This is a genomic window from Aestuariicoccus sp. MJ-SS9 (genome assembly GCF_032586235.1).
In the GTDB taxonomy this organism is placed as follows: Bacteria; Pseudomonadota; Alphaproteobacteria; order Rhodobacterales; family Rhodobacteraceae; genus Aestuariicoccus.
On record NZ_JAWHTD010000050.1, the window covers coordinates 1 to 25226 of the forward strand.

At 63.9% G+C, this 25226-nt stretch carries 21 protein-coding genes and 1 pseudogene; 18 read left to right on the plus strand and 4 right to left on the minus strand.

The window, feature by feature from the left end:
• Positions 1 to 85 precede the first annotated feature (85 nt).
• The gene (locus RXV88_RS20445) at positions 86 to 655 is read right to left on the minus strand and encodes a hypothetical protein (protein WP_316295350.1); all 570 of its coding nucleotides are present in this window, start codon (positions 653 to 655) and stop codon (positions 86 to 88) included.
• A 298-nt stretch (positions 656 to 953) separates the two neighbouring features.
• Between RXV88_RS20445 and secE the strand changes: the two genes are divergently transcribed.
• Both secE and nusG read left to right on the plus strand, forming a co-directional pair.
• Positions 954 to 1151, plus strand: a complete 198-nt coding sequence (gene secE / locus RXV88_RS20450) for a preprotein translocase subunit SecE (RefSeq protein WP_316295351.1) — start codon at positions 954 to 956, stop codon at positions 1149 to 1151.
• A 188-nt stretch (positions 1152 to 1339) separates the two neighbouring features.
• The gene (nusG, locus tag RXV88_RS20455; RefSeq protein WP_316295352.1) at positions 1340 to 1873 is read left to right on the plus strand and encodes a transcription termination/antitermination protein NusG; all 534 of its coding nucleotides are present in this window, start codon (positions 1340 to 1342) and stop codon (positions 1871 to 1873) included.
• Positions 1874 to 1914: 41 nt separating this feature from the next.
• Here nusG and RXV88_RS20460 read toward each other — a convergent pair whose 3' ends face one another.
• Positions 1915 to 3417 carry a tetratricopeptide repeat protein gene (locus RXV88_RS20460; RefSeq protein WP_316295353.1) on the minus strand — a complete coding sequence of 501 codons (1503 nt, stop codon included), beginning with the start codon at positions 3415 to 3417 and terminating at the stop codon, positions 1915 to 1917.
• A 101-nt stretch (positions 3418 to 3518) separates the two neighbouring features.
• Between RXV88_RS20460 and RXV88_RS20465 the strand changes: the two genes are divergently transcribed.
• Positions 3519 to 3965, plus strand: coding sequence for a DUF302 domain-containing protein (locus RXV88_RS20465; protein WP_316295354.1), 447 nt, complete (start codon positions 3519 to 3521; stop codon positions 3963 to 3965).
• A gap of 111 nt (positions 3966 to 4076) precedes the next feature.
• Here the strand turns inward: RXV88_RS20465 and RXV88_RS20470 are convergent, their stop codons facing one another.
• The gene (locus RXV88_RS20470) at positions 4077 to 4616 is read right to left on the minus strand and encodes a DUF6647 family protein (protein ID WP_316295355.1); all 540 of its coding nucleotides are present in this window, start codon (positions 4614 to 4616) and stop codon (positions 4077 to 4079) included.
• Between the two features lie 102 nt (positions 4617 to 4718).
• On the opposite strand from RXV88_RS20470, the gene RXV88_RS20475 reads away from it, so the two are divergent.
• The 11 genes from RXV88_RS20475 to RXV88_RS20525 all read left to right on the plus strand — a co-directional run bounded on the left by RXV88_RS20475 (position 4719) and on the right by RXV88_RS20525 (position 20841).
• Entirely contained in the window at positions 4719 to 5630 is a 912-nt protein-coding gene (locus RXV88_RS20475) for a LysR substrate-binding domain-containing protein (RefSeq protein WP_316295356.1), read from the plus strand.
• Between the two features lie 185 nt (positions 5631 to 5815).
• On the plus strand, positions 5816 to 6265 hold the full coding sequence (gene rplK / locus RXV88_RS20480; protein WP_316295357.1) for a 50S ribosomal protein L11: 450 nt from the start codon (positions 5816 to 5818) through the stop codon (positions 6263 to 6265).
• A gap of 1 nt (position 6266) precedes the next feature.
• Complete coding sequence (gene rplA, locus RXV88_RS20485; RefSeq protein WP_316295358.1) at positions 6267 to 6965, plus strand: 50S ribosomal protein L1; 699 nt, start codon at positions 6267 to 6269, stop codon at positions 6963 to 6965.
• Between the two features lie 131 nt (positions 6966 to 7096).
• Positions 7097 to 7597 carry a molybdopterin-dependent oxidoreductase gene (locus RXV88_RS20490; RefSeq protein WP_316295359.1) on the plus strand — a complete coding sequence of 167 codons (501 nt, stop codon included), beginning with the start codon at positions 7097 to 7099 and terminating at the stop codon, positions 7595 to 7597.
• Positions 7598 to 7606: 9 nt separating this feature from the next.
• Positions 7607 to 9388, plus strand: coding sequence for an ATP-binding protein (locus tag RXV88_RS20495; protein ID WP_316295360.1), 1782 nt, complete (start codon positions 7607 to 7609; stop codon positions 9386 to 9388).
• Between the two features lie 301 nt (positions 9389 to 9689).
• Positions 9690 to 10202, plus strand: a complete 513-nt coding sequence (gene rplJ, locus RXV88_RS20500; RefSeq protein ID WP_316295361.1) for a 50S ribosomal protein L10 — start codon at positions 9690 to 9692, stop codon at positions 10200 to 10202.
• A gap of 72 nt (positions 10203 to 10274) precedes the next feature.
• Positions 10275 to 10655 (plus strand): 50S ribosomal protein L7/L12, encoded by a 381-nt coding sequence (gene rplL, locus RXV88_RS20505; RefSeq protein ID WP_316295362.1) that lies wholly within the window; start codon positions 10275 to 10277, stop codon positions 10653 to 10655.
• 302 nt (positions 10656 to 10957) lie between these two features.
• On the plus strand, positions 10958 to 15094 hold the full coding sequence (gene rpoB / locus RXV88_RS20510; RefSeq protein ID WP_316295363.1) for a DNA-directed RNA polymerase subunit beta: 4137 nt from the start codon (positions 10958 to 10960) through the stop codon (positions 15092 to 15094).
• A 103-nt stretch (positions 15095 to 15197) separates the two neighbouring features.
• The gene (rpoC, locus tag RXV88_RS20515) at positions 15198 to 19448 is read left to right on the plus strand and encodes a DNA-directed RNA polymerase subunit beta' (RefSeq protein ID WP_316295364.1); all 4251 of its coding nucleotides are present in this window, start codon (positions 15198 to 15200) and stop codon (positions 19446 to 19448) included.
• 151 nt (positions 19449 to 19599) lie between these two features.
• Complete coding sequence (locus RXV88_RS20520; protein WP_316295365.1) at positions 19600 to 19875, plus strand: glucose-6-phosphate isomerase; 276 nt, start codon at positions 19600 to 19602, stop codon at positions 19873 to 19875.
• A 69-nt stretch (positions 19876 to 19944) separates the two neighbouring features.
• Positions 19945 to 20841 (plus strand): DMT family transporter, encoded by an 897-nt coding sequence (locus RXV88_RS20525; RefSeq protein WP_316295366.1) that lies wholly within the window; start codon positions 19945 to 19947, stop codon positions 20839 to 20841.
• On the opposite strand, the gene RXV88_RS20530 is transcribed toward RXV88_RS20525, so the two are convergent.
• The gene (locus RXV88_RS20530; protein ID WP_316295367.1) at positions 20804 to 21607 is read right to left on the minus strand and encodes a putative rhamnosyl transferase; all 804 of its coding nucleotides are present in this window, start codon (positions 21605 to 21607) and stop codon (positions 20804 to 20806) included. The two genes, RXV88_RS20525 and RXV88_RS20530, sit on opposite strands and share 38 nt — an antisense overlap.
• A gap of 384 nt (positions 21608 to 21991) precedes the next feature.
• Between RXV88_RS20530 and rpsL the strand changes: the two genes are divergently transcribed.
• The 4 genes and pseudogenes from rpsL to RXV88_RS20550 form a co-directional block, all read left to right on the plus strand.
• A complete protein-coding gene (gene rpsL / locus RXV88_RS20535) occupies positions 21992 to 22363 on the plus strand; it encodes a 30S ribosomal protein S12 (RefSeq protein WP_005980675.1) in 372 nt (123 codons plus the stop codon).
• A gap of 99 nt (positions 22364 to 22462) precedes the next feature.
• Positions 22463 to 22933 (plus strand): 30S ribosomal protein S7, encoded by a 471-nt coding sequence (rpsG, locus tag RXV88_RS20540; protein WP_316295368.1) that lies wholly within the window; start codon positions 22463 to 22465, stop codon positions 22931 to 22933.
• A gap of 12 nt (positions 22934 to 22945) precedes the next feature.
• Positions 22946 to 25069, plus strand: coding sequence for an elongation factor G (gene fusA / locus RXV88_RS20545; protein ID WP_316295369.1), 2124 nt, complete (start codon positions 22946 to 22948; stop codon positions 25067 to 25069).
• 80 nt (positions 25070 to 25149) lie between these two features.
• Positions 25150 to 25226: pseudogene (locus RXV88_RS20550) on the plus strand (elongation factor Tu); the annotation flags it as partial.

A 25226-nucleotide genomic window follows, 5' to 3' on the forward strand; every position in this document is an offset into this window, starting at 1 on the left:
AGATCATCCGCGTGGCATGATCTCAGCGGGGAAAGGGGCAATCACGCCTCAAGCCCTAGTTCTGCAACAACGCCGTGTCGCGGCGTCAGCCGGTGATGCCGGCTACGACGCTTTCGATCTCGGACACGTTCTCGCTGCCGATGGCGGTCTTGAGGCGGAAGATGTCCTCGTCGCTCAGCGCTGCGACATCGAGGCCGGGCGCGTATTGCTGCAGGGTAAGAACCTCTGCCTCGGTCAGCCCGCCCGTCATCACCATCCGGTCGCCGTTGGCGAAGGCGCGCAGCTTGGCGATGGCGTCGCTCTGGCTGTCGGCGCTGGTCACGATGGCCGCGGCCTGCGCCTTTTCGGCGTCGCTCAGGGCCGTGATGTCAAGCTCGGGCACCAGGCGCGCGATGTCGTCCATCTGCGCGGTGCTGAGGTCGAAGTCGACCCTGCCGCCGTTCAGAACGACCGAGCGCATCTTGCCGGTCTTCTCGGACACCGTGCCGCCGCCGTTGGCGATGTTCATCAGGGTCAGCACTTCGGTGCGGTCGAGCGTCGTGGCGTCGACCTGCGGCAGGAAGCGTTCGATGGTCGCCTCTTCGTTCGCCGTCAGCGCATGGGCGCCGGTTGCGATCAGCGAGGTCAGGGCGGTTGCGGTCAGAAAGCGTTTCATAACGTCACTCCTTTCGGTTTTTTCGATCTCGCGCATCCGGCGTGGGGCCGTTGCGCTGCTGATCCGACAACACGGCCCCCTGCGGCATCGTTCCTGGAAAAACCCCAATTTTTTCTGCACGTTAATGTGAGGTTGGGTTTGGAACAAAGCGCCGGTCAGGCACGTTTCGCGCGGTTCTTTCGTTCCTGTTGCAGGGCGGCGGTCGGGCCGGCCCAAGAGGGCCCTACGTATAATGCGGTCTTGAATTGAGGGGCGGTTCCCCGTATCTGCCCCTCAACGCGACAGGCAGAGAGACATCATGGCCAAGACAAACCCCCTTCAGTTCGTTCAGCAGGTGCGCGCCGAGGTGTCCAAGGTGGTGTGGCCGACGCGCCGCGAGGTGGTTCTGACCACGATCATGGTGTTCATCATGGCCACGCTGACGGGCATTTTCTTTGCGCTGGTGGATGTCATCATCCGCAGCGGTCTGCAGGGCGTGCTGAACCTTTTCGGCTGACCCGAAGGGCGGCGGTGAAAACCGACGCGCCTCTTGAAATCATAAGGGCGGGGGGGTAATCACCCGCCAATCCCCGGACAGGCGTGCAATGATTCGAGTTGCACGCCGGTTTTTTATTCGGGGGACCCGGAACAGGGTCAGGGAAATAGGCCGGGGCGGACCGGCGCAGAAACAAGGGTTGTGGCCAGATGGCGAAGCGGTGGTATTCGGTCAGCGTTCTGTCGAACTTCGAAAAGAAGATCGCCGAGCAGATCCGGACGGCGGTGACGGAACAGGGCCTTGAGGATCAGATCGACGAGGTCCTGGTGCCCACCGAAGAGGTGATCGAGATCCGCCGCGGCAAGAAGGTGACGACCGAGCGGCGCTTCATGCCCGGTTATGTGTTGGTGCATATGGAGATGTCTGATCAGGGCTATCACCTGATCAACTCGATCAACCGGGTCACCGGGTTTCTGGGGCCGCAGGGCCGCCCGATGCCGATGCGCGACGCCGAGGTGCAGGGTATCCTGGGCCGCGTCCAGGAAGGCGAGGAAGCACCGCGCACGCTGATCCATTTCGAGATCGGCGAGAAGGTCAAGGTCAACGACGGCCCGTTCGAGGATTTCGACGGCATGGTCGAGGGCGTGGACGAGGAAAACCAGCGCCTGCGCGTTTCGGTGTCGATCTTCGGCCGCGAAACCCCGGTCGAACTGGAATTCACCCAGGTCACCAAGCAAGGCTGATTTTACGGACCCGATAGGGTCTGGCGGCAGGATGCCTGTCGCTATTGCAATCCCGCGCCGCCAAGCGCCTGGGCCAGTGCCTGACGTTCTGATGCGACCGGATAAGGGAACATGCGCTGCGCGTGGGCGAGGCTGAATTTCGGCGCCAGCGCCCGCGTCTCGGCCAAGAGCTGCGCCGCGCCTTCGCTGTCGCCGGTTTCCCAAAGCGCGCGCAGCAGCTGCACGCGCGCTGGCATGAATCGGTCCACACGGGCCAGAACCGACCGGAAATGCCGAATCGCGCGGTCGTGGTTCCCCAGCAACAGGTGTCGATGGCCTTGCGGAAATTCCCAGCTTGGCGGGAAATAACTGTCCTTCGAGAACACCGTATCGAGCAGCGTGCCAGCCTCTTCAGGCCGGGCGAGGCGGTTCATCGTCTCTCCGAAGGCGAGATAGACCTCGGGGCTGTCCGGGTCGCGCAGCAGCGCGGCCTCAAACGCCTCGACCGTCTCGTGCGGGCGGCCGCGATACCCCAGAACCCAGCCAAGCCGGGCATATCCGGGCGCTGCGCCTTCGTCGCAGGCGATGGCCCGGCGGGCGAGCGCCTCGGCCGGATCAAGGGAGGCGTCGCTGCCGGGCAGGCCGAAGACGTGCAGCGTCGTCCGGCAATAGGCCTGCTGGGCATAGGCATTGGCGAAACCGGGATCCAGCCGTGTGGCCTCGGTGAAATGGGCCAGGGCCTCGATGAAGGCCTGCGGTTCGTAGCGGAAATAGGCATAGCGCCCTTTCTGGTAGACGTCGTAGGCCTCTGAGCGGAGCGTCCCGCGCCCCTGGCGTTCCGGCGGGCGCTGTTGCGGCAGCAGAACGGCCTCGAGCCGGTCCCGGATCAGATCGTGCCCGGCCATGAGGCTTGCCGGGGTCAGATCGAATCGCTCGGCCCATGTCTGTCGCCCGGTCGCCGCCTCCAGCAGGTTGATCGTTATGCGCGTCTTGATTCCGGCCTGGCGCAGGCTGCCCTCGACGATATGCGTCACGTTGTAGATGGGCGCTGGCATGTCCGCCCCAAGCGCGCGGGCGGTGTTGTAAGACAGAACGTTGAGACCCGAGTTCCCGTAGAGTCCGTGGATGAGGTCTTCGGTCAGCCCTTCCGCCAGATAATCGTGCTGGGCATCCGGACCGTCGGTGCGAAACACCCGCACGAGCACCGTGGGCTTGGGGGCCAGGGCGTGCGCGGGCGATCTGGCGATCGCCTCGCCGATGAAACGGTAGCCCTGACCGTGAACGGTCTTGACCAGCGTCTTTTCCTTTTGCGTGTCGCCGAGGGCCACGCGCACGGCCTTGATGGCGCCTGAGATCGCCCAGTCGCTGACCGCGCGCCCCTGCCAGATCGCGTCGATCAGATCGTCCTTGGCGACCACGCGGACACGTTCGCGGATCAGAAAGAGCAGCACCCGCAGGCTCTGCGGTTCGATCGCGACGGGGCGGCCGTTCCGGCGCAGCTCAAATACGCGCTCATCCAGGGAGAAGGGCCCGAAGCTCCAGACCTGAGAGGTTTTCGGGTCCAATATCCAAATCCTCCAAAAACCCTCCAGATCTGGACGGCCCGGTTGCCTATTGCTGTTCGTGTCCCGGCGAGGATCGGGGCAACCGCAATCAGGAGACAATCATGAAAACATTGACAGCACTAGCACTTCTCGTCTTTGCAACCGCAGGAAGCGCCATGGCGGAACGGATCAATGTCGCAAGCGATGCCAGCGTCGCGCAATCGGTCGAACGCCTGACGCAGGCCGTCACGCAATCGGGCGCAAGGGTCTTCACCACGGTGGACTTTGCGAAAGGCTCTGCATCGGTCGGCAAGAGCCTGCGCCCGACGACTGTCGTCATCTTCGGCAGTCCCAGGATCGGGGCCGGCGCGATGCAGGACAGCCAGACCATGGCGCTCTTTCTGCCGCTGCGGATTCTCTTCTTCGAAGATGCCAGCGGACAGGCCTGGGCGACCTACGAGGATCCGACCGCCATCGCGCCGTCCCACGGTCTGACCGCGGATCATCCGGCGGTATTGGCGATGCAGGATGCGTTGGAGACGTTCACGGCGCGAGCGACCGGGAAATGACAGGCCCTGGCCGGGTGGGGTGCGGGCGCCCCGCCTGGCGCGCGTGCCTGCCCCAGAGATGTCGGCCGCAAGGTCGGAACGCGGGTCGCGGGCCCGGATCGGGCCCCGCGATCAGTCCGGGTGGATGTCGCGGGGGGTGCAACCGGCCTCGAGCACCACGGCGACCCAGTTGACATCCGCCGCAAGCCCGAGCGCGCCCAGCCATTCGTCCTGCAGCCGGTAGGCGGGCAGCTCCTGCGCGCCGGGGCAGTACCAATGGCCTGCCTCCGCCTGCCGATGATGCGCCAGTTCGTGCAGCAGAACGCTGACATCGTAGGGGTTGCGGGCGTCCCACGGGCGCACGAGGTAGATCGCCCCGGCCTCTTCATCATAGAGCCCGCGCGCATGGCCTTCCTGAGAGGCGTGCCGCGATGTGTGCATAGACGCCGCGCGGGCCGCGCCGATCAGGGCGATGTCGGGCGCGCTGTCGCGGCGCGGCAGGTCGGTGTTGGCGTCCAGCCAATCCTCGAGATGCGCCACGAGGGCGGGAAGCGTGCCTGCCTCGCGCCAGGCCAGCGGGTCGCTTTCGGCCGCATTGGCCGGGGTCAGGGTCTGGGCAAGTGTCATCAGGGCGCACGCCACCGGTGCGCCGAAGCGGTGAAGAGGGCTCATGTCGGCCTCGCTGCGTTTTGAGATTTGATGAGAAAATGTTACGGTTCGGGGACGGCTGCCGCAAAAGGTCAAAATTCATGCGCCGATGAAAGGAATTCACCCATGGGGCGCAAACTCCCTCCTTTCGCCGCGGTGCGCGCCTTCGAGGCCGCCGCGCGCCATCTCAGTTTCAAGCAGGCCGCGGATGAGCTGTGCCTGTCGCCCTCCGCCATCAGCCACCAGATCCGCGCGCTGGAAGAGTATCTCGACACCAAACTCTTTGAACGTCAGGGCAACGCGATCGACCTGACGCTGACCGGGCGCGGCTATGCGGGCAAGCTGACCGGGCTGCTGGATGCCTTCGACGACTCGACCCGCGCGGTGCGCGAGGCGGGCGAGCGCCCGTTCCGGGTGCTCTGCACGCCGGGCTTTGCCGCGCGCTGGCTGGTGCCGCGTCTGGACCGGCTGAGTTTCGGCGACCGGGTGCGCCTGCGCGTGTCGCAGGGCGCGCCGTCGACCGATTTCGCCGCGAACGACAGCGATCTCGTGATCCAGTGGGCCGACGATCCCGTGCCCGGCGTGGTGACCGAACCCTTCATGACCTCGATGCGCTATCCCGTGATCAGCCCCGAACTGCGCGACCGCGAAAATGTGCAGGCCCCCGAGGATCTGCTGCGCCAGCGGCTGATGCATGACGAGGTGCTCGACGCCTGGGGCGAATGGTTCGAGAGCGCCGGGGTCGCGCCGCCGTCAGGCCGGCGCGGCCCGGTCTTTCCCAATTGCGAACTGGCGACGACCGCGGCCGAGCAAGGGCAGGGCGTGGCGCTTGCCTATGACATGATGGTGCGCGGCACACTGGCGTCGGGACGTCTGGTCCGGCTGTTCGATACGGTGACGATGCCCGTCACGATCTATTCGCTGGCCTATCCCGGTGCGCGTGCCGCCGATCCCATGATCCGGGCCTTCCGCGACTGGATCTTTGAGGAAATGGCGCGGGACGCGCCCCCGCCGGCCGCCGTCGCCGCGGCCGAGTGATCCCGCAAGAGGCCGCCGGCCGCGGCAAGGCCCTTGCAAAACCCCGGCAACCCTAGTATCGCGCGCGCAGTCGCCGAAGGGCGGCCCCAACGTGGGAGGCGAGGGCATCGCGATGTCCGGACCTGACCACGCAACATAACCGGCCCCGAGGACGCGTCCGAAGGGTGTTGTAAAGGAGACAGCCGATGGCCAAGAAGCTTGCCGGCAAGATGAAGCTGCAGATCCCTGCAGGCAAAGCCAACCCGAGCCCGCCCGTGGGCCCCGCGCTGGGTCAGCGCGGCATCAACATCATGGAATTCTGCAAGGCGTTCAACGCCAAGACGCAGGAAATGGAGCCCGGCGCGCCGTGCCCGACCGTGATCACCTATTATCAGGACAAGTCCTTCACGATGGACATCAAGACGCCGCCGGCGTCGTATTACCTTAAGAAGGCCGCCGGTCTGAAGCCGGTCGGCAAGCGCAACCGTCCGCGCGGCGCTGAAGCGCCCGGCCGCGAGACCGTCGCCACCGTGACCGTCGCGCAGGTGCGTGAGATCGCCGAAGCCAAGATGAAGGATCTTTCGGCCAACGACGTCGAAGGGGCAATGCAGATCATTCTGGGCTCGGCGAAGTCCATGGGCATCGAGGTGAAGTAAGATGGCAAAGCTCGGAAAACGCAAAGCCGCCGCCCGCGAAGCCTTCGCCGGCAAGGAAAACCTGACGGTCGAAGAAGCGGTCGGCATGATCAAGGCGAATGCCTCGGCCAAGTTCGACGAAACCGTCGAGATCGCGATGAACCTCGGGGTCAACCCGCGCCACGCCGACCAGATGGTGCGCGGCGTTGTCGGTCTGCCCAACGGCACCGGAAAAACCGTGCGCGTCGCAGTCTTTGCCCGTGGTCCCAAGGCCGAAGAGGCCAAAGAGGCGGGTGCCGACGTGGTCGGCGCAGAGGATCTGATGGAAACCGTTCAGGGCGGGACGATCGAATTCGACCGCTGCATCGCCACACCCGACATGATGCCGATCGTCGGCCGTCTGGGCAAGGTGCTGGGCCCGCGCAACCTGATGCCGAACCCCAAGGTCGGCACCGTCACCATGGATGTGGCGCAGGCTGTTAAGGATGCCAAGGGCGGTCAGGTCCAGTTCAAGGTCGAAAAGGCCGGTGTCATCCACGCCGGTGTCGGCAAGGTGTCGTTCGACGAAAAGCAGCTGGCCGAGAACATCCGCGCCTTCGTCAGCGCCGTGGGCAAGGCCAAGCCGACTGGCGCCAAGGGCACCTACATGAAGAAGATCTCGCTCAGCTCGACCATGGGCCCGGGCGTGTCGGTCGACGTGTCGGACGCCAACGTCGAGTAAGACAAACACAGAAAACGTGATCGAAGGCGGGTCCATCGGGCCCGCCTTTTTCGTTTTCCGAAAGCCTCTGTTAGGAGTTTGCATTTACGACGATTGGTCAACTGCTCCTTTACTTATCCAAGGGTGTTCCGATGATCCGACGTCTTTCCATGCTCTGCGCCTGCCTGATGCTGTGGGGGGCCGCTTCGTTATCCGCTCTTGAGGCGCCGGAGGGGTCGGCTGTGCTGACGGTCGGCGGCGAGATTTCCACAACCAACGTTGACGGCGTGGCCGTGTTCGACCGCGACATGCTCGCGGCGCTCGACTGGCGGGAGATCGAAACCTACACCTCGTTTACCGACGGACCCCAGCGCTTTGCCGGCCCGACCCTGCGGTCGCTTCTGGATGCGGTCGGGGCGAAAGGCGATACACTGATCGCCACGGCGATCAACGATTACGCCATAGAAATTCCGGTCGAACACGCCGCGCTCTACAATGTCCTGCTGGCCATGGAACACAACGGCGACCGCATGCGCATCCGCGACAAGGGGCCGATCTGGGTGGTCTATCCCCTGACCGAGGAGGAGGCGGAAGACAAACCGTTCGACGGCGAAATGATCTGGCAATTGGTCCGGATCGACGTCGCGCCCTGATCATTGGCCATGTGGCGAGCATTAAGGGAAAACGCGCGCACCGTGCGTGCCTGCCTGGCGGTCTGTTTCGCCGCCGCGCTCGCGCTAGTCCTGACCTGGGAGCAGCGAACGGTCGCGGCCGCCAAGGAGCGGGCGGTTTTCACGGTCACCGCAACGTCGTGGAAGGTCAGCGAGCTGATCTTCGAAACCCAGCGGGCCTCGGCGAGCTTAATCGAATTCGCTGCAGGCGAAATCGACCAGGATACGTTGGCCCTCCGCTTCGATATTCTCTGGAGCCGCGTGGGCGTGGTCGAAAGCACCCAGGTGGCTGAATTGTCCGAACTGGAAGGGCTGATGGCACGCTATTCCCGCTTTCTCAGAGAGGAAGAGGCGGCCTTTATCGGCGATGTGCCGCTGACTCCCGAAAAGATCGCCGCGCTGCGTGACGAGTTGGAAGCGTTGGTCACCCTGACCCGCCGCGTCTGGGTGCACGCCTACGCGGGGCGCGGGATGAACAACCGCAGCATCGACGCGTGGATCGGCGATGCGCGCGCGGTCGATGTATATCAAAAATTGTCGGCGTTGTTGATCGGCGCCCTGATGATCTACGTTCTGGCGGAAATCCACTTTGCAGGCCGCAGCAGCCGGCGGGAACGCCGCCTGCGCGAGGAAGCGGCGCAGGCGAATGCGACCAAGACCCGGTTTCTGGCCAATGTCAGTCATGAAATCCGGACACCGCTGAACGGCATTCTGGGGATGACGTCGGAACTGGCGAACAGCGATCTGGATGCCGACCAGGCCGCCTGTCTAAGGGTGATCGAACAATCCGGCGGCGTACTGCTGAGCACGATCAATGACGTTCTCGATCTCGCCAAGATCGAGGCCGGCCAGTTCGAGATCGCCAACGGGCCTTTCGATCTGCGTGCGCTGCTCGAGGCCACTTGCGCGCTCTACGGCCCGAGCGCGCGGGAAAAGGCCATCGGTCTGCATGTCAGCATCGCGCCGGATGTTCCCGCGCATCTTCTGGGCGATGGCCGCAGGCTGCGGCAAGTTTTGCACAACCTGATCGCCAATGCCGTCAAGTTCACCGAGTCCGGCGAAGTCCGGCTGGAAGCTCGGCGCCACCCCGAGACCGGCCGGCTGATCATAACGGTTACGGATACCGGACCAGGCATCCCCGAAGAGGCGCAGGAGCGTGTTTTTCAGCCTTTTTCGCAGGCGGACGCCAGCATCACGCGCAAGCACGGCGGGACCGGTCTCGGGCTCGCAATATCGCGGCAATTGTGCGAATCGATGGGAGGTTCGTTGACTTTGCAGGGCCGTCCGGGGGGCGGGGCGACCTTTATCTGCGATCTTCCGTGCCTGGCCGCCGTGCGGACAAGCGACCCGCAAGCCGCGGCGCGCAAGGCGAATAACGTCCCGGATTTCGCGGAGCTGCAGGTCCTGGTTGTCGATGACAACGCGACCAACCGGCTCATCCTGAAACGGTTTCTGGGTCCGACCCGGGCCGTGGTCACGCTGGCGACCTCCGGCGCCGAGGCAGTCCGGATCGCCCGCGAAACCGCACAGGATGTGATCCTGATGGATATCCAGATGCCGGCCATGTCAGGCACCGAGGCCACGGCGCTGATCCGGGCCGAGGAAGCGCGGAGCGGCCGAGGGCGCAGTCGGATCATCGCCGTGACCGCGAATGGCATGACCCACCAGGTGGCGGAATACCTCGCCGCGGGGATGGATGACGTTCTTGTCAAGCCGGTGTCGAAAAAGGCGCTCTTCAACCTTCTGGGCACAGTGAATGCAGAGGCGGCCTGACTCCGTTTCAGCGGTGTTCGCGCCTGCGCGTCCGCGGGGGTTGGAATTCCGGACAAAACCGTCTAGGAGCAGTTCCGAGGGCACCTTCGTGATTCGCAGGCGCCCTTATTTCGTCCGAGACGGTGGGTTGGCGTAGCATCTGGCGCGTCGATAATTCCTGCCCGAGACGGGAAGAGACATTCGTTCCGGCACATGTGTTCCGGACCCGCGATTGTGACGACCCGATCGGACCTTTGGCCGCGCCATCCGGCGCGGCGTCTACGAGCCGGAGGGTCCTCCCTCCAACAATTGGAGTGAAACTGTGGATAGAGCCCAGAAAGAGAAAGTGGTCGAAGAACTCGGCCAGATCTTCGAAAGCTCTGGCGTTGTGGTGGTTAGCCGCTACGAAGGCCTCACGGTTGCCGAGATGCAGGACCTTAGGGGGCGCGCCCGCGCCGCCGAAGCGTCCGTCCGCGTCGCCAAGAACAGGCTCGCAAAGATCGCCCTCGAGGGCAAGGAATGCGCAAGCATCGCCCAGTTCCTCGAAGGTATGACCGTACTCACTTATTCCGAAGACCCCGTGGCAGCCGCCAAGGTGGTCGAGGATTTCGCCAAGGATAACAAGAAGCTTGAGATTCTTGGCGGCGCAATGGGTGAGACGGCCCTGGACCGGGCCGGTGTCGAAGCCGTGTCGAAAATGCCGTCGCGCGAGGAGCTTATCGCTTCGATCGTCGGCTGTATCGGCGCACCCGCTTCGAACATCGCCGGTGCGATCGGCGCCCCTGCATCGAACATCGCCTCCATTCTCTCGACCATCGAAGAGAACGCGGCGTAAGGCAAACCATGGGAACTTCGTGAGGGTTGAAAACCGCACGTTGGAACACATCTAAATACGGAAATGAGTCAAATGGCTGATCTGAAAGCACTTGCAGAGCAAATCGTGGGCCTCACGCTGCTCGAAGCACAAGAACTGAAAACCATCCTGAAGGACGAATACGGCATCGAGCCCGCCGCTGGCGGCGCTGTCATGATGGCGGGTCCGGCGGGCGACGCTGGCGCGGCTGCTGCAGAAGAGCAGACCGAATTCGACGTCATCCTGCTGGAAGCCGGCGCGTCCAAGATCAACGTGATCAAGGAAGTCCGCGGCCTCACCGGCCTGGGCCTGAAGGAAGCCAAGGACCTCGTCGAGGCCGGCGGCAAGGCCGTGAAAGAGCAGGTTTCGAAAGAAGAAGCCGAAGAGATCAAAGGCAAGCTGGAAGCAGCCGGCGCCAAGGTCGAGCTCAAGTAATACCGGTTTGGGCGGCGCCGTTTTCTTGCAAAGAAAACGGTCCGGAATTTTTGAAAAATTCCGGAAACTGCCCTGATCGGCGCATTTTTAGGCTGGGTCCGGGAATTTCCCGGGCCCAGCCGAGCCTGTCTCAGAGAGGCCCTTGCAGCGGGGGCTTTTCTAAGGCGAGGTTCCAGGATCGGGAGGCTTTCGGTGGGACGGAAGCCATGAATGGATCGGAACATTGCCGTCTCGTATGGGTGTGCCGCTGTGGCCCCGGCAGCACGCGCACCCGGTGAGAAATTGGAAAGGTGACATCTGTCATGGCGCAAAGCTTTCTTGGTCAGAAACGTCTTCGCAAATACTTCGGCAAAATCCGTGAAGTGCTCGAAATGCCGAACCTCATCGAGGTCCAGAAATCGAGCTACGATCTCTTCCTGAAATCCGGCGATCAGCCCCAGCCCATGGATGGCGAGGGCATCAAGGGTGTGTTCCAGTCGGTCTTCCCGATCAAGGATTTCAACGAAACCTCGGTTCTGGAATTCGTCAGCTACGAGCTGGAAAAGCCCAAATACGACGTCGAGGAATGCCAGCAGCGCGACATGACCTACAGCGCGCCGCTGAAGGTGACGCTGCGTCTGATCGTGTTCGATGTGGACGAGGATACCGGCGCCAAGTCAGTCAAGGACATCAAGGAGCAGGACGTCTTCATGGGCGATATGCCCCTGATGACGCCGAACGGCACCTTCATCGTCAATGGCACCGAGCGGGTGATCGTGTCCCAGATGCACCGCAGCCCGGGCGTCTTCTTCGACCATGATAAGGGCAAGACCCACAGCTCGGGCAAGCTGCTGTTTGCCTGCCGTATCATTCCCTACCGCGGCTCGTGGCTGGATTTCGAATTCGACGCCAAGGACATTGTCTTTGCCCGTATCGACCGCCGCCGGAAGCTGCCGGTGACGACGTTGCTCTATGCTCTGGGCCTCGACCAGGAACAGATCATGGATGCCTATTACGACACCGTGACCTACACTCTGGACAAGGGCAAAGGCTGGAAGACCAAGTTCTTCCCCGAACGCGTGCGGGGCACGCGCCCGGCCTTCGATCTGGTGGATGCCGACAGCGGTGAAGTGATCGCCGAAGCCGGCAAGAAGGTGACGCCGCGCGCGGTCAAGAAGCTGATCGACGAGGGTAAGGTGCAGAATCTGCTGGTGCCCTTCGAGAACATCGTCGGTCGGTTCGTGGCGTGCGACATCATCAACGAGGAAACCGGCGCGATCTATGTCGAGGCCGGGGACGAGCTGACCTGGACCCTCGACAAGGACGGCGAGGTGACCGGCGGGACGCTGAAAGAGCTGGTCGACGCCGGTGTGACCGAGATCCCGGTGCTCGACATCGACAACATCACTGTCGGCCCGTACATGCGCAACACCATGGCGCAGGACAAGAACCTGAACCGCGACACCGCGCTGATGGACATCTACCGCGTCATGCGCCCGGGCGAGCCGCCCACCGTCGAGGCGGCCTCGGCGCTCTTCGACACGCTGTTCTTCGACAGCGAGCGCTATGATCTGTCGGCCGTGGGCCGGGTCAAGATGAACATGCGTCTCGCGCTCGACAAGCCCGACACCCAGCGCACGCTGGACCGCGAAGACATCGTCGCCTGCATCAAGGCGCTGGTCGAACTGCGCGACGGCAAGGGCGACATCGACGACATCGACCACCTCGGCAACCGCCGGGTGCGCTCGGTCGGCGAGTTGATGGAAAACCAGTACCGCGTCGGCCTGCTGCGCATGGAGCGCGCCATCAAGGAGCGTATGTCCAGCGTCGAGATCGACACGGTCATGCCGCAGGATCTGATCAACGCCAAGCCTGCCGCGGCGGCGGTGCGTGAATTTTTCGGCTCGAGCCAGCTGTCGCAGTTCATGGACCAGACCAACCCGCTGTCGGAAGTCACCCACAAGCGGCGTCTTTCGGCGCTTGGGCCGGGCGGTCTGACCCGCGAGCGCGCGGGCTTCGAGGTGCGCGACGTGCACCCGACCCATTACGGCCGGATGTGCCCGATCGAGACGCCGGAAGGCCCGAACATCGGTCTGATCAACTCGCTGGCGACATTCGCCCGCGTGAACAAATACGGCTTCATCGAAACGCCCTACCGCGTGGTCAAGGACGCCAAGGTCACCGACGAGGTGCACTATATGTCCGCGACCGAGGAAATGCGCCACACCGTGGCGCAGGCCAACGCGACGCTGGACGAGGAAGGCCGCTTCGTCAACGAGATGGTCAACACCCGCCAGTCGGGCGACTATACGCTGGCCCCGAGCGAAAGCGTCGATCTGATCGACGTGTCGCCCAAGCAGTTGGTGTCGGTTGCGGCCTCGCTTATTCCGTTCCTGGAAAACGACGACGCCAACCGCGCGCTGATGGGCTCGAACATGCAGCGGCAGGCGGTGCCGACGCTGCGTTCCGAGGCGCCGCTGGTCGGCACCGGGATCGAGGGCGTCGTGGCCCGCGATTCGGGCGCGTCGATCATGGCAAAACGCGCCGGCATCATCGACCAGGTCGACGCGATGCGGATCGTTGTGCGCGCGACCGAGGATCTCGAGCCGGGCGACCCCGGCGTCGACATCTACCGGATGCGCAAGTTCCAGCGTTCCAACCAGAACACCTGCATCAACCAGCGTCCGCTGGTGAAGGTGGGCGACACGGTGCAAAAGGGCGAAGTGATCGCCGACGGCCCCTCTACGGATATGGGGGAACTGGCGCTCGGCAAGAACGTCATCGTCGCCTTCATGCCGTGGAACGGCTACAACTACGAAGACTCGATCCTGATCTCCGAGCGGATCGCACGGGATGACGTGTTCACCAGCGTTCACATCGAGGAATTCGAAGTGGCCGCGCGCGACACCAAGCTCGGGCCCGAGGAAATCACCCGTGACATCCCGAACGTCGGCGAGGAAGCTTTGCGCAACCTCGACGAGGCGGGCATCGTCTATATCGGCGCCGATGTGGAGCCGGGCGATATCCTGGTGGGCAAGATCACGCCCAAGGGCGAAAGCCCGATGACGCCGGAAGAAAAGCTGCTTCGCGCGATCTTCGGCGAAAAGGCGAGCGACGTGCGCGACACCTCGCTGCGCGTCAAGCCGGGCGACTACGGCACCGTGGTCGAGGTCCGCGTCTTCAACCGTCACGGCGTGGAAAAGGACGAGCGCGCCCTGCAGATCGAGCGTGAAGAGATCGAGCGTCTGGCCCGTGACCGGGACGACGAGCTGGCGATCCTCGACCGCAACATCTATGCGCGACTGAAGTCCATGATCCTGGGTAAGGTCGCGGTGAAGGGGCCCAAGGGCGTCAAGCCGAACTCGGAAATCACCGAAGAGCTGCTGGCGACCCTGACCCGCGGTCAGTGGTGGCAGCTGGCGCTGGCGGACGAGGACGACGCCAAGATCGTCGAGGCGCTGAACGAGCAATACGAGGTGCAGAAGCGCACTCTGGATGCCCGTTTCGACGACAAGGTCGAAAAGGTGCGCCGGGGCGACGACCTGCCGCCGGGTGTCATGAAGATGGTCAAAGTCTTCGTCGCGGTGAAGCGCAAGCTGCAGCCGGGCGACAAGATGGCCGGCCGTCACGGCAACAAGGGTGTGATCTCGAAGGTGGTTCCGATGGAGGACATGCCGTTCCTGCAGGACGGCACGCCGGTCGACTTCTGCCTCAACCCGCTGGGCGTGCCGTCGCGCATGAACGTCGGTCAGATCCTCGAGACGCACATGGGCTGGGCCGCGCGCGGTCTGGGCCTCAAGATCGACGATGCGCTGGCCGAATACCGGCGTTCGGGCGACCTGACCCCGGTGCGCGAAGCGATGCGGATCGCCTATGGCGACGACGTCTACGCCGAGGGCATCGAGGGCATGGAAGAGGACCAGCTGGTCGAAGCGGCGGGCAACGTCACCCATGGCGTGCCGATCGCGACGCCGGTCTTCGACGGCGCCAAAGAGGCCGACGTGAACGACGCGCTGAAGCGCGCCGGGTTCGACACCTCGGGCCAGTCGGTGCTTTATGACGGGCGCACGGGTGAGCAGTTCAGCCGCAAGGTGACGGTGGGTGTGAAATACCTGCTGAAACTGCACCACCTGGTGGACGACAAGATCCACGCGCGTTCGACGGGCCCCTACAGCCTCGTGACCCAGCAGCCGCTGGGCGGCAAGGCACAGTTCGGCGGCCAGCGCTTCGGCGAGATGGAGGTCTGGGCGCTGGAAGCCTACGGCGCCGCCTACACCCTGCAAGAGATGCTGACGGTGAAGTCGGACGACGTGGCGGGCCGGACCAAGGTCTATGAAAGCATCGTCAAGGGCGAGGACAATTTCGAGGCCGGCGTGCCGGAATCGTTCAACGTTCTCGTCAAGGAGGTCCGGGGTCTGGGCCTCAACATGGAACTCCTGGACGCGGAGGAGGATGAGTGACGCAAGCCAGCGGTGCGCAACAAGTGCGCACCCTACACGTCGCCCGTAGGGTGCGCCTTTACGGCGCACCGTCCCCCTTCCGCCCGTATATCGAGGTAACGACATGAACCAGGAACTGACCAACAACCCGTTCAACCCGCTGACCCCGCCCAAGGTGTTCGACGAGATCAAGGTCTCGCTCGCCAGCCCCGAACGGATCCTCAGCTGGTCCTTCGGCGAGATCAAGAAGCCCGAGACCATCAACTACCGCACGTTCAAGCCCGAGCGTGACGGTCTTTTTTGCGCGCGTATCTTTGGCCCGATCAAGGATTACGAATGCCTCTGCGGCAAATACAAGCGCATGAAGTACCGCGGCGTCGTCTGCGAGAAATGCGGCGTCGAGGTGACGCTGCAGAAGGTCCGGCGCGAGCGTATGGGCCATATCGAACTGGCCGCACCCTGCGCGCACATCTGGTTCCTCAAGTCGCTGCCCAGCCGCATCGGCCTGATGCTGGACATGACCCTGCGCGATCTCGAGCGGGTTCTCTACTTTGAGAACTACGTGGTGATCGAGCCGGGCCTGACGGATCTCACCTACGGTCAGATGCTGACCGAGGAAGAGTTCATGGACGCCCAGGACCAGTACGGCATGGACGCCTTCACGGCGAACATCGGCGCGGAAGCGATCCGCGAGATGCTGGCCGCGATTGACCTGGAATCCGAGGCCGAGCAGCTGCGCGCCGACCTGAAAGAGGCCACCGGCGAGCTGAAGCCCAAGAAGATCATCAAGCGTCTCAAGGTCGTGGAATCCTTCCTGGAATCCGGCAACCGTCCGGAATGGATGGTGCTGACCGTGATCCCTGTGATCCCGCCGGAACTGCGCCCGCTGGTGCCGCTTGACGGCGGCCGGTTTGCGACGTCGGACCTCAACGACCTTTACCGCCGCGTCATCAACCGGAACAACCGTCTCAAGCGGCTGATCGAGCTGCGCGCGCCCGACATCATCGTCCGTAACGAAAAGCGGATGCTGCAGGAATCGGTCGACGCGCTCTTTGACAACGGCCGCCGTGGCCGCGTCATCACCGGCGCCAACAAGCGCCCGCTGAAGTCGCTCAGCGACATGCTCAAGGGCAAGCAGGGCCGCTTCCGCCAGAACCTTCTGGGCAAGCGGGTCGACTTCTCGGGCCGGTCTGTCATCGTGACGGGCCCCGAGCTGAAACTGCATCAGTGCGGGTTGCCCAAGAAGATGGCGCTCGAGCTCTTCAAGCCGTTCATCTACTCGCGGCTCGAGGCCAAGGGCCTCAGCAGCACCGTGAAGCAGGCCAAGAAGCTGGTGGAAAAGGAACGTCCCGAGGTCTGGGATATCCTCGATGAGGTGATCCGCGAACACCCGGTTCTGCTGAACCGCGCGCCGACGCTGCACCGTCTGGGCATCCAGGCGTTCGAGCCGATCCTGATCGAAGGCAAGGCGATCCAGCTGCACCCGCTGGTCTGCTCGGCCTTCAACGCCGACTTTGACGGCGACCAGATGGCTGTGCACGTCCCGCTGAGCCTTGAGGCCCAGCTGGAAGCGCGGGTTCTGATGATGTCGACGAACAACGTTCTGTCGCCCGCCAACGGCGCGCCGATCATCGTGCCGTCGCAGGATATGATCCTGGGTCTCTACTACACCTCGATCCTGCGCGACGGCATGAAGGGCGAGGGGATGAAGTTCTCGTCGATCGAGGAAGTCGAGCACGCGCTGAACGCAGGCGAGGTGCATCTGCACGCCAAGATCGAATGCCGGGTCAAGCAGATCGACGAGGAAGGCAACGAGGTCTTCCGCCGCTATGAGACCACGCCGGGCCGTGTCCGTCTGGGCGCGCTGCTGCCGATCAACGCCAAGGCGCCGTTCGAACTGGTCAACACGCTTCTGCGCAAGAAGGACGTGCAGAAGGTCATCGACACCGTCTACCGCTATTGCGGCCAGAAGGAATCGGTCATCTTCTGCGACCAGATCATGACCATGGGCTTCCGCGAGGCCTTTAAGGCGGGCATTTCCTTCGGCAAGGACGACATGGTCATTCCCGAAAGCAAGTGGCCCATCGTCGAGGAAACCCGCGGCCAGGTGAAGGACTTTGAACAGCAGTACATGGACGGCCTGATCACTCAGGGTGAAAAGTACAACAAGGTCGTGGATGCCTGGTCGAAGTGTAACGACAAGGTCACCGAGGCGATGATGGCGACGATCTCGGCCGCCAAGACCGACGAGAACGGCGCCGAGGCAGAGCCCAACAGCGTCTACATGATGGCGCATTCCGGGGCCCGTGGCTCGGTCACGCAGATGAAGCAGCTGGGCGGGATGCGCGGCCTGATGGCGAAGCCGAACGGCGACATCATCGAGACGCCGATCATCTCGAACTTCAAGGAAGGTCTGACCGTTCTTGAATACTTCAACTCGACCCACGGCGCGCGGAAGGGCCTGTCGGACACCGCTTTGAAGACGGCGAACTCGGGTTACCTGACCCGCCGTCTGGTGGATGTGGCGCAGGATTGCATCGTGCGGATGACCGATTGCGGCACCGAGCGGGCGATCACCGCCGAAGCCGCCGTGAACGACGGCGAAGTGGTGGCGTCGCTGGCCGAGCGTGTGCTGGGCCGTGTGGCGGCGGACGACGTGCTGCGCCCGGGCACCGAAGAGGTGCTGGTCAAGGCCGGTCAGCTGATCGACGAACGCAGCTCGGACGCCATCGACGAGGCCGCCGTGCAGTCGATGCGCATCCGCAGCCCGCTGACCTGCGAGGCCGAGGAAGGCGTCTGCGCCATGTGCTATGGTCGCGACCTTGCGCGCGGCACGATGGTGAACACCGGCGAGGCCGTGGGCATCATCGCGGCGCAGTCCATCGGCGAGCCGGGCACGCAGCTGACGATGCGGACCTTCCACATCGGCGGCGTGGCCCAGGGTGGTCAGCAGTCGTTCCTTGAGGCCAGTCAGTCGGGCACCATCGCCTTTGACAACGCCTCGACGCTGGAGAACGCCAGCGGCCAGACGCTGGTCATGGGCCGCAACATGAAGATGCGGATCGTGGACGAGCATGGCGAAGAGCGGGCCAGCCACAAGCTGGGCTACGGCACGGCGATTTTCGTCAAGGAAGGCGACAAGGTCGAACGTGGCGACAAGCTGTTCGAGTGGGACCCCTATACGCTGCCGATCATCGCCGAGAAGGACGGTATCGCGCGGCATGTGGACCTGGTGAACGGTGTCGCTGTCCGCGAGGTGACCGACGATGCCACCGGCATGACCCAGAAGATCGTCTCTGACTGGCGCGCGGCCCCCAAGGGCAACGAGCTCAAGCCCGAGATCATCCTGATCGACGGCGACGGCGAGCCGGTGCGCAACGATGCGGGCAACCCGATCACCTATCCGATGTCCGTGGACGCGATCCTGTCGGTCGAGGACGGCGAGGAGATCAAGGCCGGCGACGTCGTCGCGCGTATCCCGCGCGAAGGCGCCAAGACCAAGGACATCACCGGTGGTCTGCCGCGTGTGGCCGAACTCTTTGAGGCGCGCCGCCCCAAGGATCACGCCATCATCGCGGAAATCGACGGCTATGTGCGCTTTGGCAAAGACTACAAGAACAAGCGCCGCATCAGCATCGAACCGACGGACGACAGCCTGGAGCCCAAGGAATACATGATCCCCAAGGGCAAGCACATTCCCGTGGCCGAAGGCGATTATGTCCAGAAGGGCGACTACATCATGGACGGCAACCCCGCGCCGCATGACATTCTGTCGATCATGGGTGTCGAGGCGCTGGCCAACTACATGATCGACGAGGTGCAGGACGTCTATCGTCTGCAGGGCGTCAAGATCAACGACAAGCATGTCGAGGTGATCGTGCGCCAGATGCTGCAGAAGTGGGAGATCCTGGATTCCGGCGACACCACGCTGCTCAAGGGCGAGCATGTGGACAAGGCCGAGTTCGACGCCGCCAACGAAAAGGCGATCTCGAAGGGGGGCCGCGCGGCACAGGGCGAGCCGATCCTGCTGGGCATCACCAAGGCGTCGCTGCAGACCCGGTCGTTCATCTCGGCCGCGTCCTTCCAGGAGACGACGCGCGTGCTGACCGAAGCCTCGGTTCAGGGCAAGGTCGACAAGCTGGTGGGCCTCAAAGAGAACGTCATCGTGGGCCGCCTGATCCCGGCGGGCACCGGTGGCGCGACGATGAAGGTGCGCCGCATCGCGCAGGACCGCGACTCGGTCGTCATCGAAGCGCGCCGCGAAGAGGCCGAGGCTGCCGCAGCCCTGGCCGCGCCGGAGGTGTCGGGCAACGACGTCATCGGTGGCAACGAGTTCGACACCCTGGTGGTGGACACGCCGGAAAGCCGCGAATAAGCGACCTTTTCCTGCCGAAAACCTAAAGGCCCCCGCGCTTTGGCGCGGGGGTTTTCCGTTGTCGGGTGTTCTGCCGATTGATGCGCGTCAACCCGGCCTCACCGCCGCCCGCTAGAATCGCGGACACGGATGGACGCGAAAGGATCGGCAGATGAAAAGGACTGTGTTGAGCATGGCCTGCGCGGCGGTGCTGTTCATTCCGGCCTGCGAGGACATGACCCGCGAAGAGCGCATGGTCGTCGGCGGGCTGACCGGCGCGGCGGTTGGGATCATCACCGCCAGGGCGCTCGAGGCGGACGACGACTGGAAGATCGTCGCGGCGCTGGCCGGGGCGGCGGTAGGCGTGCTCGTGGCGCAAAACAGGCGGACCGGCGATTGCGCCTACTCGCGGGGCGATGGCACATACCGGATCGCGCGCTGCCCGTGATGTGACGGCAGCGCCGGGCGCGTCGCTTTTGGCGTGGCGCAGGGGGCGGCGGAGTGCTAACCGCGCCGCATGACCCTGACCGACAACACCCGCGGCGCGCTTTTGATGATGGCCACGATGGCGGCGTTCTCGCTGGGCGACGCCTGCGTCAAGGCCACCGGCGGGGCGATGCCGCTGTCGCAGCTTCTGGTCGTGCGCGGGGTCTTCGCTACCACGTTCATCGCGCTGATGGCCTGGCGGCTGGGCGCGCTGCGGCTGAACCTGCCGCGCCGCGACTGGGCGCTGATCGCCCTGCGCAGCGGGGCCGAGGTGGGCGCGGCCTATTTCTTTCTCACCGCGCTCTTTCACATGCCGATCGCCAATGTCACGGCGCTGTTGCAGATGTTGCCGCTGACCGTGACGCTGGGCGGCGCGCTGTTTTTCGGCGAGCCGGTGGGCTGGCGGCGCTGGCTGGCCATCGCCGCCGGTTTCCTGGGCATGCTGCTGATCGTGCGGCCGGGGACCGAGGGGTTCACGCTCTATTCGGTATACGCCCTGATCGCGGTCGTTTGCGTCACGGTCCGCGACCTGACCACGCGGCGGATGTCGGCGGCGGTGCCGTCGCTGACGGTGACATTCGCGGCGTCGCTCGCGGTGCTGGTCTTTGCCGCCGTGTGGTCCTTTGGCCAGGATTGGGTGCCGGTAACGCCGCGCCTGGGCTGGCTGTTGCTGGGCGCGTCGATCTTCATCATCGGAGGCTATACGTTCAGCGTGCTGGTGATGCGGGTGGGCGAGGTCGGCTTTGTCGCGCCGTTCCGCTATACCGGGCTGCTTTGGGCGCTGATGCTGGGGCTGGTGTTCTTTGGCGAGTGGCCCGCCGTTCCGACGCTGATCGGTGCGGCGATCATCGTGGCGACCGGTGTCTTCACGCTTTGGCGCGAGGCGCGGCTCAGGCGCCGCAAAGCCGTGCCAATCGCGCCACGCTGATCCCGAAGCGGTCTTCGATCACCGCGGCGTCATCAGGCGACAGCGGCGGCAGACGCATCGGCTTCACGTGCTTTTTCTGCCGCGAATCGTTGTGCTCGTTATGACCGCGCACGAACATCGGCGCGTCGGTCTGGGTGATCGTCGGCATGAACTGGCCGAGCTTGTTATGGGCAAAGTTCATCACACTGAGGGCGACGCGCGGCTGCACCGCCACCGCCAGCCCCATGCTGGAATAGGGCAGAATCTGTTCCTCGCCGCAGACCCCGCCCGCATCGGCCCGCAGGATGTAGCCACGGTTGAAATCGAGCGCGACCAGCCGGTGCCGGGCCAGCAGCGGCGCGCAATCGCGGGCCGTGGCGCGCAGCCGTTCGACAAAGTCGCGGCCGACCGTGTCGTCGTCATCCAGCCGGAATTCCAGCGCGGGCTGCGTCATGTCGCGCGCTGCGTTGATCACCTCTTGGCAGACCTTGCGGTGCGGCAGGGGCGGGCGGGCGACGATCCGCGCCTGCGGCAGGTCGGCCACCAGCGCGCGCAGCCGGTCCAGCGCCGCGTCCGGCAGGGTGTCGCCGATCAGGATGAGAAAGGTGAAATCCGGGTCGGTCTGGGCGCGCAGGCCGGGCAGGCAGATGCCCTCGAAGCTGGCAAAACGCTCTTCCAGCCGCGCAGGGGCATAAAGATAGGCCATGCGTTCGGCGAGGTCGGCGTGCTCGACCTGGAAACCGCCCTCGGCGGGGTAGGAAAACCGGCACAATCCGATCACTTGCATCTTTGGGCCCGCCGGTCGAAAACACCGTTCATTGCATGACAGCGCGCCCGCCGCTTGGCAAGCCGGAGCGGCTGTTGACAAGCATACCGACTCCCCCTATACGCGCCGCTAATCCGGCAAGGGGAAACCCCCTTTCGCCGTTCTACAGAGCCGAAGCGGTCAAGATCCGGGCAAATGCGCCCCGATCCTCTGGAACCCCCCGCGACGTTCCCGAAATAAGGGGACGGATGCGGCTTTTTGCGTCGTGGCGTCACAGTTTCTGGGGCGAAGCGGCAGACGAAAACGAACCGGTGACCTGCGGACGCGCAGGGGGCCATAGCATTGAAATCCGCATGGGGATGCTCCCCACGCACCACATATGTGAAGTTACGGGGAATAACCGGAATGCCAACGATCCAGCAGCTGATCCGCAAGCCGCGGCAGCCCAAAGTCAAACGCTCCAAGTCGATGCACCTGGAACAGTGCCCGCAGAAACGCGGCGTCTGCACGCGCGTCTACACCACCACGCCGAAGAAGCCGAACTCGGCCATGCGGAAGGTGGCCAAGGTGCGTCTGACCAACGGCTACGAGGTCATCAGCTACATCCCCGGCGAGAGCCACAACCTGCAGGAACACTCGGTTGTGTTGATCCGCGGCGGCCGTGTGAAAGACCTTCCCGGCGTGCGTTACCACATCCTGCGCGGCGTTCTGGATACCCAGGGCGTCAAGGACCGCAAGCAGCGCCGCTCGAAGTACGGCGCCAAGCGTCCGAAGTAAGAACACCACGGTCCCGGACCCGATCCGGGACCTCCAAGCCAAGAGGCCCCGGGGCAAGCCCGGGGCTAATCCGCGAGATAACCGAAGAGAGACCGAGAAATGTCCCGTCGTCACGCCGCTGAAAAACGCGAAGTCCTGCCCGACGCCAAGTACGGCGACCGGGTTCTGACCAAGTTCATGAACAACCTGATGATCGACGGCAAAAAGTCGGTCGCGGAAAGCATTGTCTACAACGCGCTCGACCGCGTCGAGGGCAAGGTCAAGCGCGCGCCCGTGGAAATCTTCCACGAAGCGCTCGACAACATCAAACCCGCCGTGGAGGTCCGCTCGCGCCGTGTGGGTGGCGCCACCTACCAGGTGCCCGTCGAGGTCCGCCCCGAGCGCCGCGAAGCGCTGGCCATCCGCTGGCTGATCGACGCGTCGCGCAAGCGCAACGAGAACACCATGGAAGAGCGCCTGGCAGGTGAACTGCTGGACGCCGTGAACTCGCGCGGGTCCGCCGTGAAAAAGCGCGAAGACACTCACAAGATGGCCGACGCCAACAAGGCGTTCAGCCACTACCGCTGGTAAGGAGAGATCAACATGGCACGCGATTATCCGCTTCAGCGCTACCGCAACTTCGGCATCATGGCCCACATCGACGCGGGCAAGACCACGACGACCGAACGCATCCTCTACTACACCGGCCGGTCCCACAAGATCGGTGAAGTCCACGATGGCGCCGCCACCATGGACTGGATGGAGCAGGAACAGGAACGCGGGATCACCATCACGTCGGCCGCCACCACCACCTTCTGGCAGTGGCAGGAAGACCCGAGCGCCGAAGGCACGTCGGACACCAAGACGCGCTTCAACATAATCGACACCCCCGGCCACGTCGACTTCACCATCGAAGTCGAGCGTTCGCTGGCCGTGCTTGACGGCGCCGTCGCGCTGCTGGACGCCAACGCCGGCGTCGAGCCGCAGACCGAAACCGTCTGGCGCCAGGCCGACCGTTACAAGGTCCCGCGGATGGTGTTCGTCAACAAGATGGACAAGATCGGCGCCGACTACTTCAACTGCGTGAAGATGATCAAGGACCGCACCGGCGCGACGCCGGTTCCCGTCAACTTCCCGATCGGGGCCGAGGACAAGCTGGAAGGCATCGTCGACCTGATCACCATGGAAGAATGGGTGTGGCAGGGCGAAGACCTGGGCGCCTCCTGGGTGCGCCAGCCGATCCGCGACGAGCTCAAGGACACCGCCGACGAATGGCGCTCGCACCTCATCGAACACGCCGTCGAAATGGACGACGACGCGATGATGGAGTATCTCGAAGGCAACGAGCCCGACATCGATACGCTGCGCAAGCTGGTCCGCAAGGGCACGCTCGACCTCAAATTCGTTCCGGTTCTGGGTGGCTCGGCCTTCAAGAACAAGGGTGTGCAGCCGCTGCTGAACGCCGTGGTCGACTTCCTGCCGGGCCCGCTCGACGTGGTCGACTATATGGGCTTCAAGCCGGGCGACGAGACCGAAACCCGCAACATCGCGCGCCGCGCTGATGACGACATGCCCTTCGCGGGTCTGGCGTTCAAGATCATGAACGACCCCTTCGTGGGCTCGCTCACCTTCACGCGCATCTACTCGGGCGTGCTGAAGAAGGGCGACTCGATCATCAACTCGACCAAAGGCAAGAAAGAGCGCATCGGTCGCATGATGATGATGCACTCGAACAACCGCGAGGAAATCGAAGAGGCGTTTGCCGGCGACATCATTGCGCTGGCCGGTCTGAAGGAAACCACCACCGGTGACACGCTCTGCGCGCAGAACGACCCGGTCGTGCTGGAAACGATGACCTTCCCGGATCCGGTGATCGAGATCGCGGTCGAGCCGAAGACGAAGAACGACCAGGAGAAGATGTCCCAGGGTCTGCAGCGTCTGGCAGCCGAGGACCCGTCCTTCCGCGTCGAGACCGACATCGAGAGCGGCCAGACAATCATGAAGGGTATGGGCGAATTGCACCTCGACATCCTGGTGGATCGCCTCAAGCGCGAATTCAAGGTCGAGGCCAACATCGGCGCCCCGCAGGTTGCCTACCGCGAGACCATCGGTCACGAGATCGAGCATACCTACACCCACAAGAAGCAGTCGGGTGGTTCGGGTCAGTTCGCCGAGGTCAAGCTGGTCATCTCGCCGACAGAGCCGGGCGAAGGCTATTCCTTCGAATCCCGTATCGTCGGCGGCGCCGTGCCCAAGGAATACATCCCGGGCGTGGAAAAGGGCATCAAGTCGGTCATGGATTCCGGTCCGCTTGCGGGTTTCCCGGTCATCGACTTCAAGGTCGCGCTGATCGACGGCAAGTTCCACGACGTGGACTCCTCGGTCCTGGCGTTCGAGATCGCGGCCCGCATGGGCATGCGCGAAGGTCTCAAGAAAGCCGGCGCCAAGCTGCTCGAGCCGATCATGAAGGTCGAGGTCGTGACGCCCGAGGATTACACCGGGTCGATCATTGGCGACCTGACCTCGCGTCGGGGCCAGGTGACCGGTCAGGATCCGCGCGGCAACGCCGTGGCGATCAACGCCATGGTGCCGCTCGCCAACATGTTCGGCTACATCAACAACCTGCGCTCGATGTCTTCGGGACGCGCGCAGTTCACGATGCAGTTCGATCACTACGACCCCGTACCGCAGAACATCTCGGACGAGATCCAGGCGAAATACGCATAACCGCGGTGGGCAATCTGCCCACCCTACCAACCCCGTAGGGTGGGCGCCCCGCCCACCATCGCGAAGACAAGGAGGCCATCATGGCAAAGGAAAAGTTTGAACGTTCTAAGCCGCATTGCAACATCGGCACGATTGGTCACGTTGACCACGGCAAGAC

What these genes read in the sequence shown, in the direction of transcription:
- RXV88_RS20445 (WP_316295350.1), bottom strand. Translation starts at nt 655, where the DNA reads ATGAAACGCTTTCTGACCGCAACCGCCCTGACCTCGCTGATCGCAACC.
- secE (WP_316295351.1), top strand. Translation starts at nt 954, where the DNA reads ATGGCCAAGACAAACCCCCTTCAGTTCGTTCAGCAGGTGCGCGCCGAG.
- nusG (WP_316295352.1), top strand. Translation starts at nt 1,340, where the DNA reads ATGGCGAAGCGGTGGTATTCGGTCAGCGTTCTGTCGAACTTCGAAAAG.
- RXV88_RS20465 (WP_316295354.1), top strand. Translation starts at nt 3,519, where the DNA reads ATGAAAACATTGACAGCACTAGCACTTCTCGTCTTTGCAACCGCAGGA.
- RXV88_RS20470 (WP_316295355.1), bottom strand. Translation starts at nt 4,616, where the DNA reads ATGAGCCCTCTTCACCGCTTCGGCGCACCGGTGGCGTGCGCCCTGATG.
- RXV88_RS20475 (WP_316295356.1), top strand. Translation starts at nt 4,719, where the DNA reads ATGGGGCGCAAACTCCCTCCTTTCGCCGCGGTGCGCGCCTTCGAGGCC.
- rplK (WP_316295357.1), top strand. Translation starts at nt 5,816, where the DNA reads ATGGCCAAGAAGCTTGCCGGCAAGATGAAGCTGCAGATCCCTGCAGGC.
- rplA (WP_316295358.1), top strand. Translation starts at nt 6,267, where the DNA reads ATGGCAAAGCTCGGAAAACGCAAAGCCGCCGCCCGCGAAGCCTTCGCC.
- RXV88_RS20490 (WP_316295359.1), top strand. Translation starts at nt 7,097, where the DNA reads ATGATCCGACGTCTTTCCATGCTCTGCGCCTGCCTGATGCTGTGGGGG.
- RXV88_RS20495 (WP_316295360.1), top strand. Translation starts at nt 7,607, where the DNA reads ATGTGGCGAGCATTAAGGGAAAACGCGCGCACCGTGCGTGCCTGCCTG.
- rplL (WP_316295362.1), top strand. Translation starts at nt 10,275, where the DNA reads ATGGCTGATCTGAAAGCACTTGCAGAGCAAATCGTGGGCCTCACGCTG.
- rpoB (WP_316295363.1), top strand. Translation starts at nt 10,958, where the DNA reads ATGGCGCAAAGCTTTCTTGGTCAGAAACGTCTTCGCAAATACTTCGGC.
- rpoC (WP_316295364.1), top strand. Translation starts at nt 15,198, where the DNA reads ATGAACCAGGAACTGACCAACAACCCGTTCAACCCGCTGACCCCGCCC.
- RXV88_RS20520 (WP_316295365.1), top strand. Translation starts at nt 19,600, where the DNA reads ATGAAAAGGACTGTGTTGAGCATGGCCTGCGCGGCGGTGCTGTTCATT.
- RXV88_RS20525 (WP_316295366.1), top strand. Translation starts at nt 19,945, where the DNA reads ATGACCCTGACCGACAACACCCGCGGCGCGCTTTTGATGATGGCCACG.
- RXV88_RS20530 (WP_316295367.1), bottom strand. Translation starts at nt 21,607, where the DNA reads ATGCAAGTGATCGGATTGTGCCGGTTTTCCTACCCCGCCGAGGGCGGT.
- rpsL (WP_005980675.1), top strand. Translation starts at nt 21,992, where the DNA reads ATGCCAACGATCCAGCAGCTGATCCGCAAGCCGCGGCAGCCCAAAGTC.
- rpsG (WP_316295368.1), top strand. Translation starts at nt 22,463, where the DNA reads ATGTCCCGTCGTCACGCCGCTGAAAAACGCGAAGTCCTGCCCGACGCC.
- fusA (WP_316295369.1), top strand. Translation starts at nt 22,946, where the DNA reads ATGGCACGCGATTATCCGCTTCAGCGCTACCGCAACTTCGGCATCATG.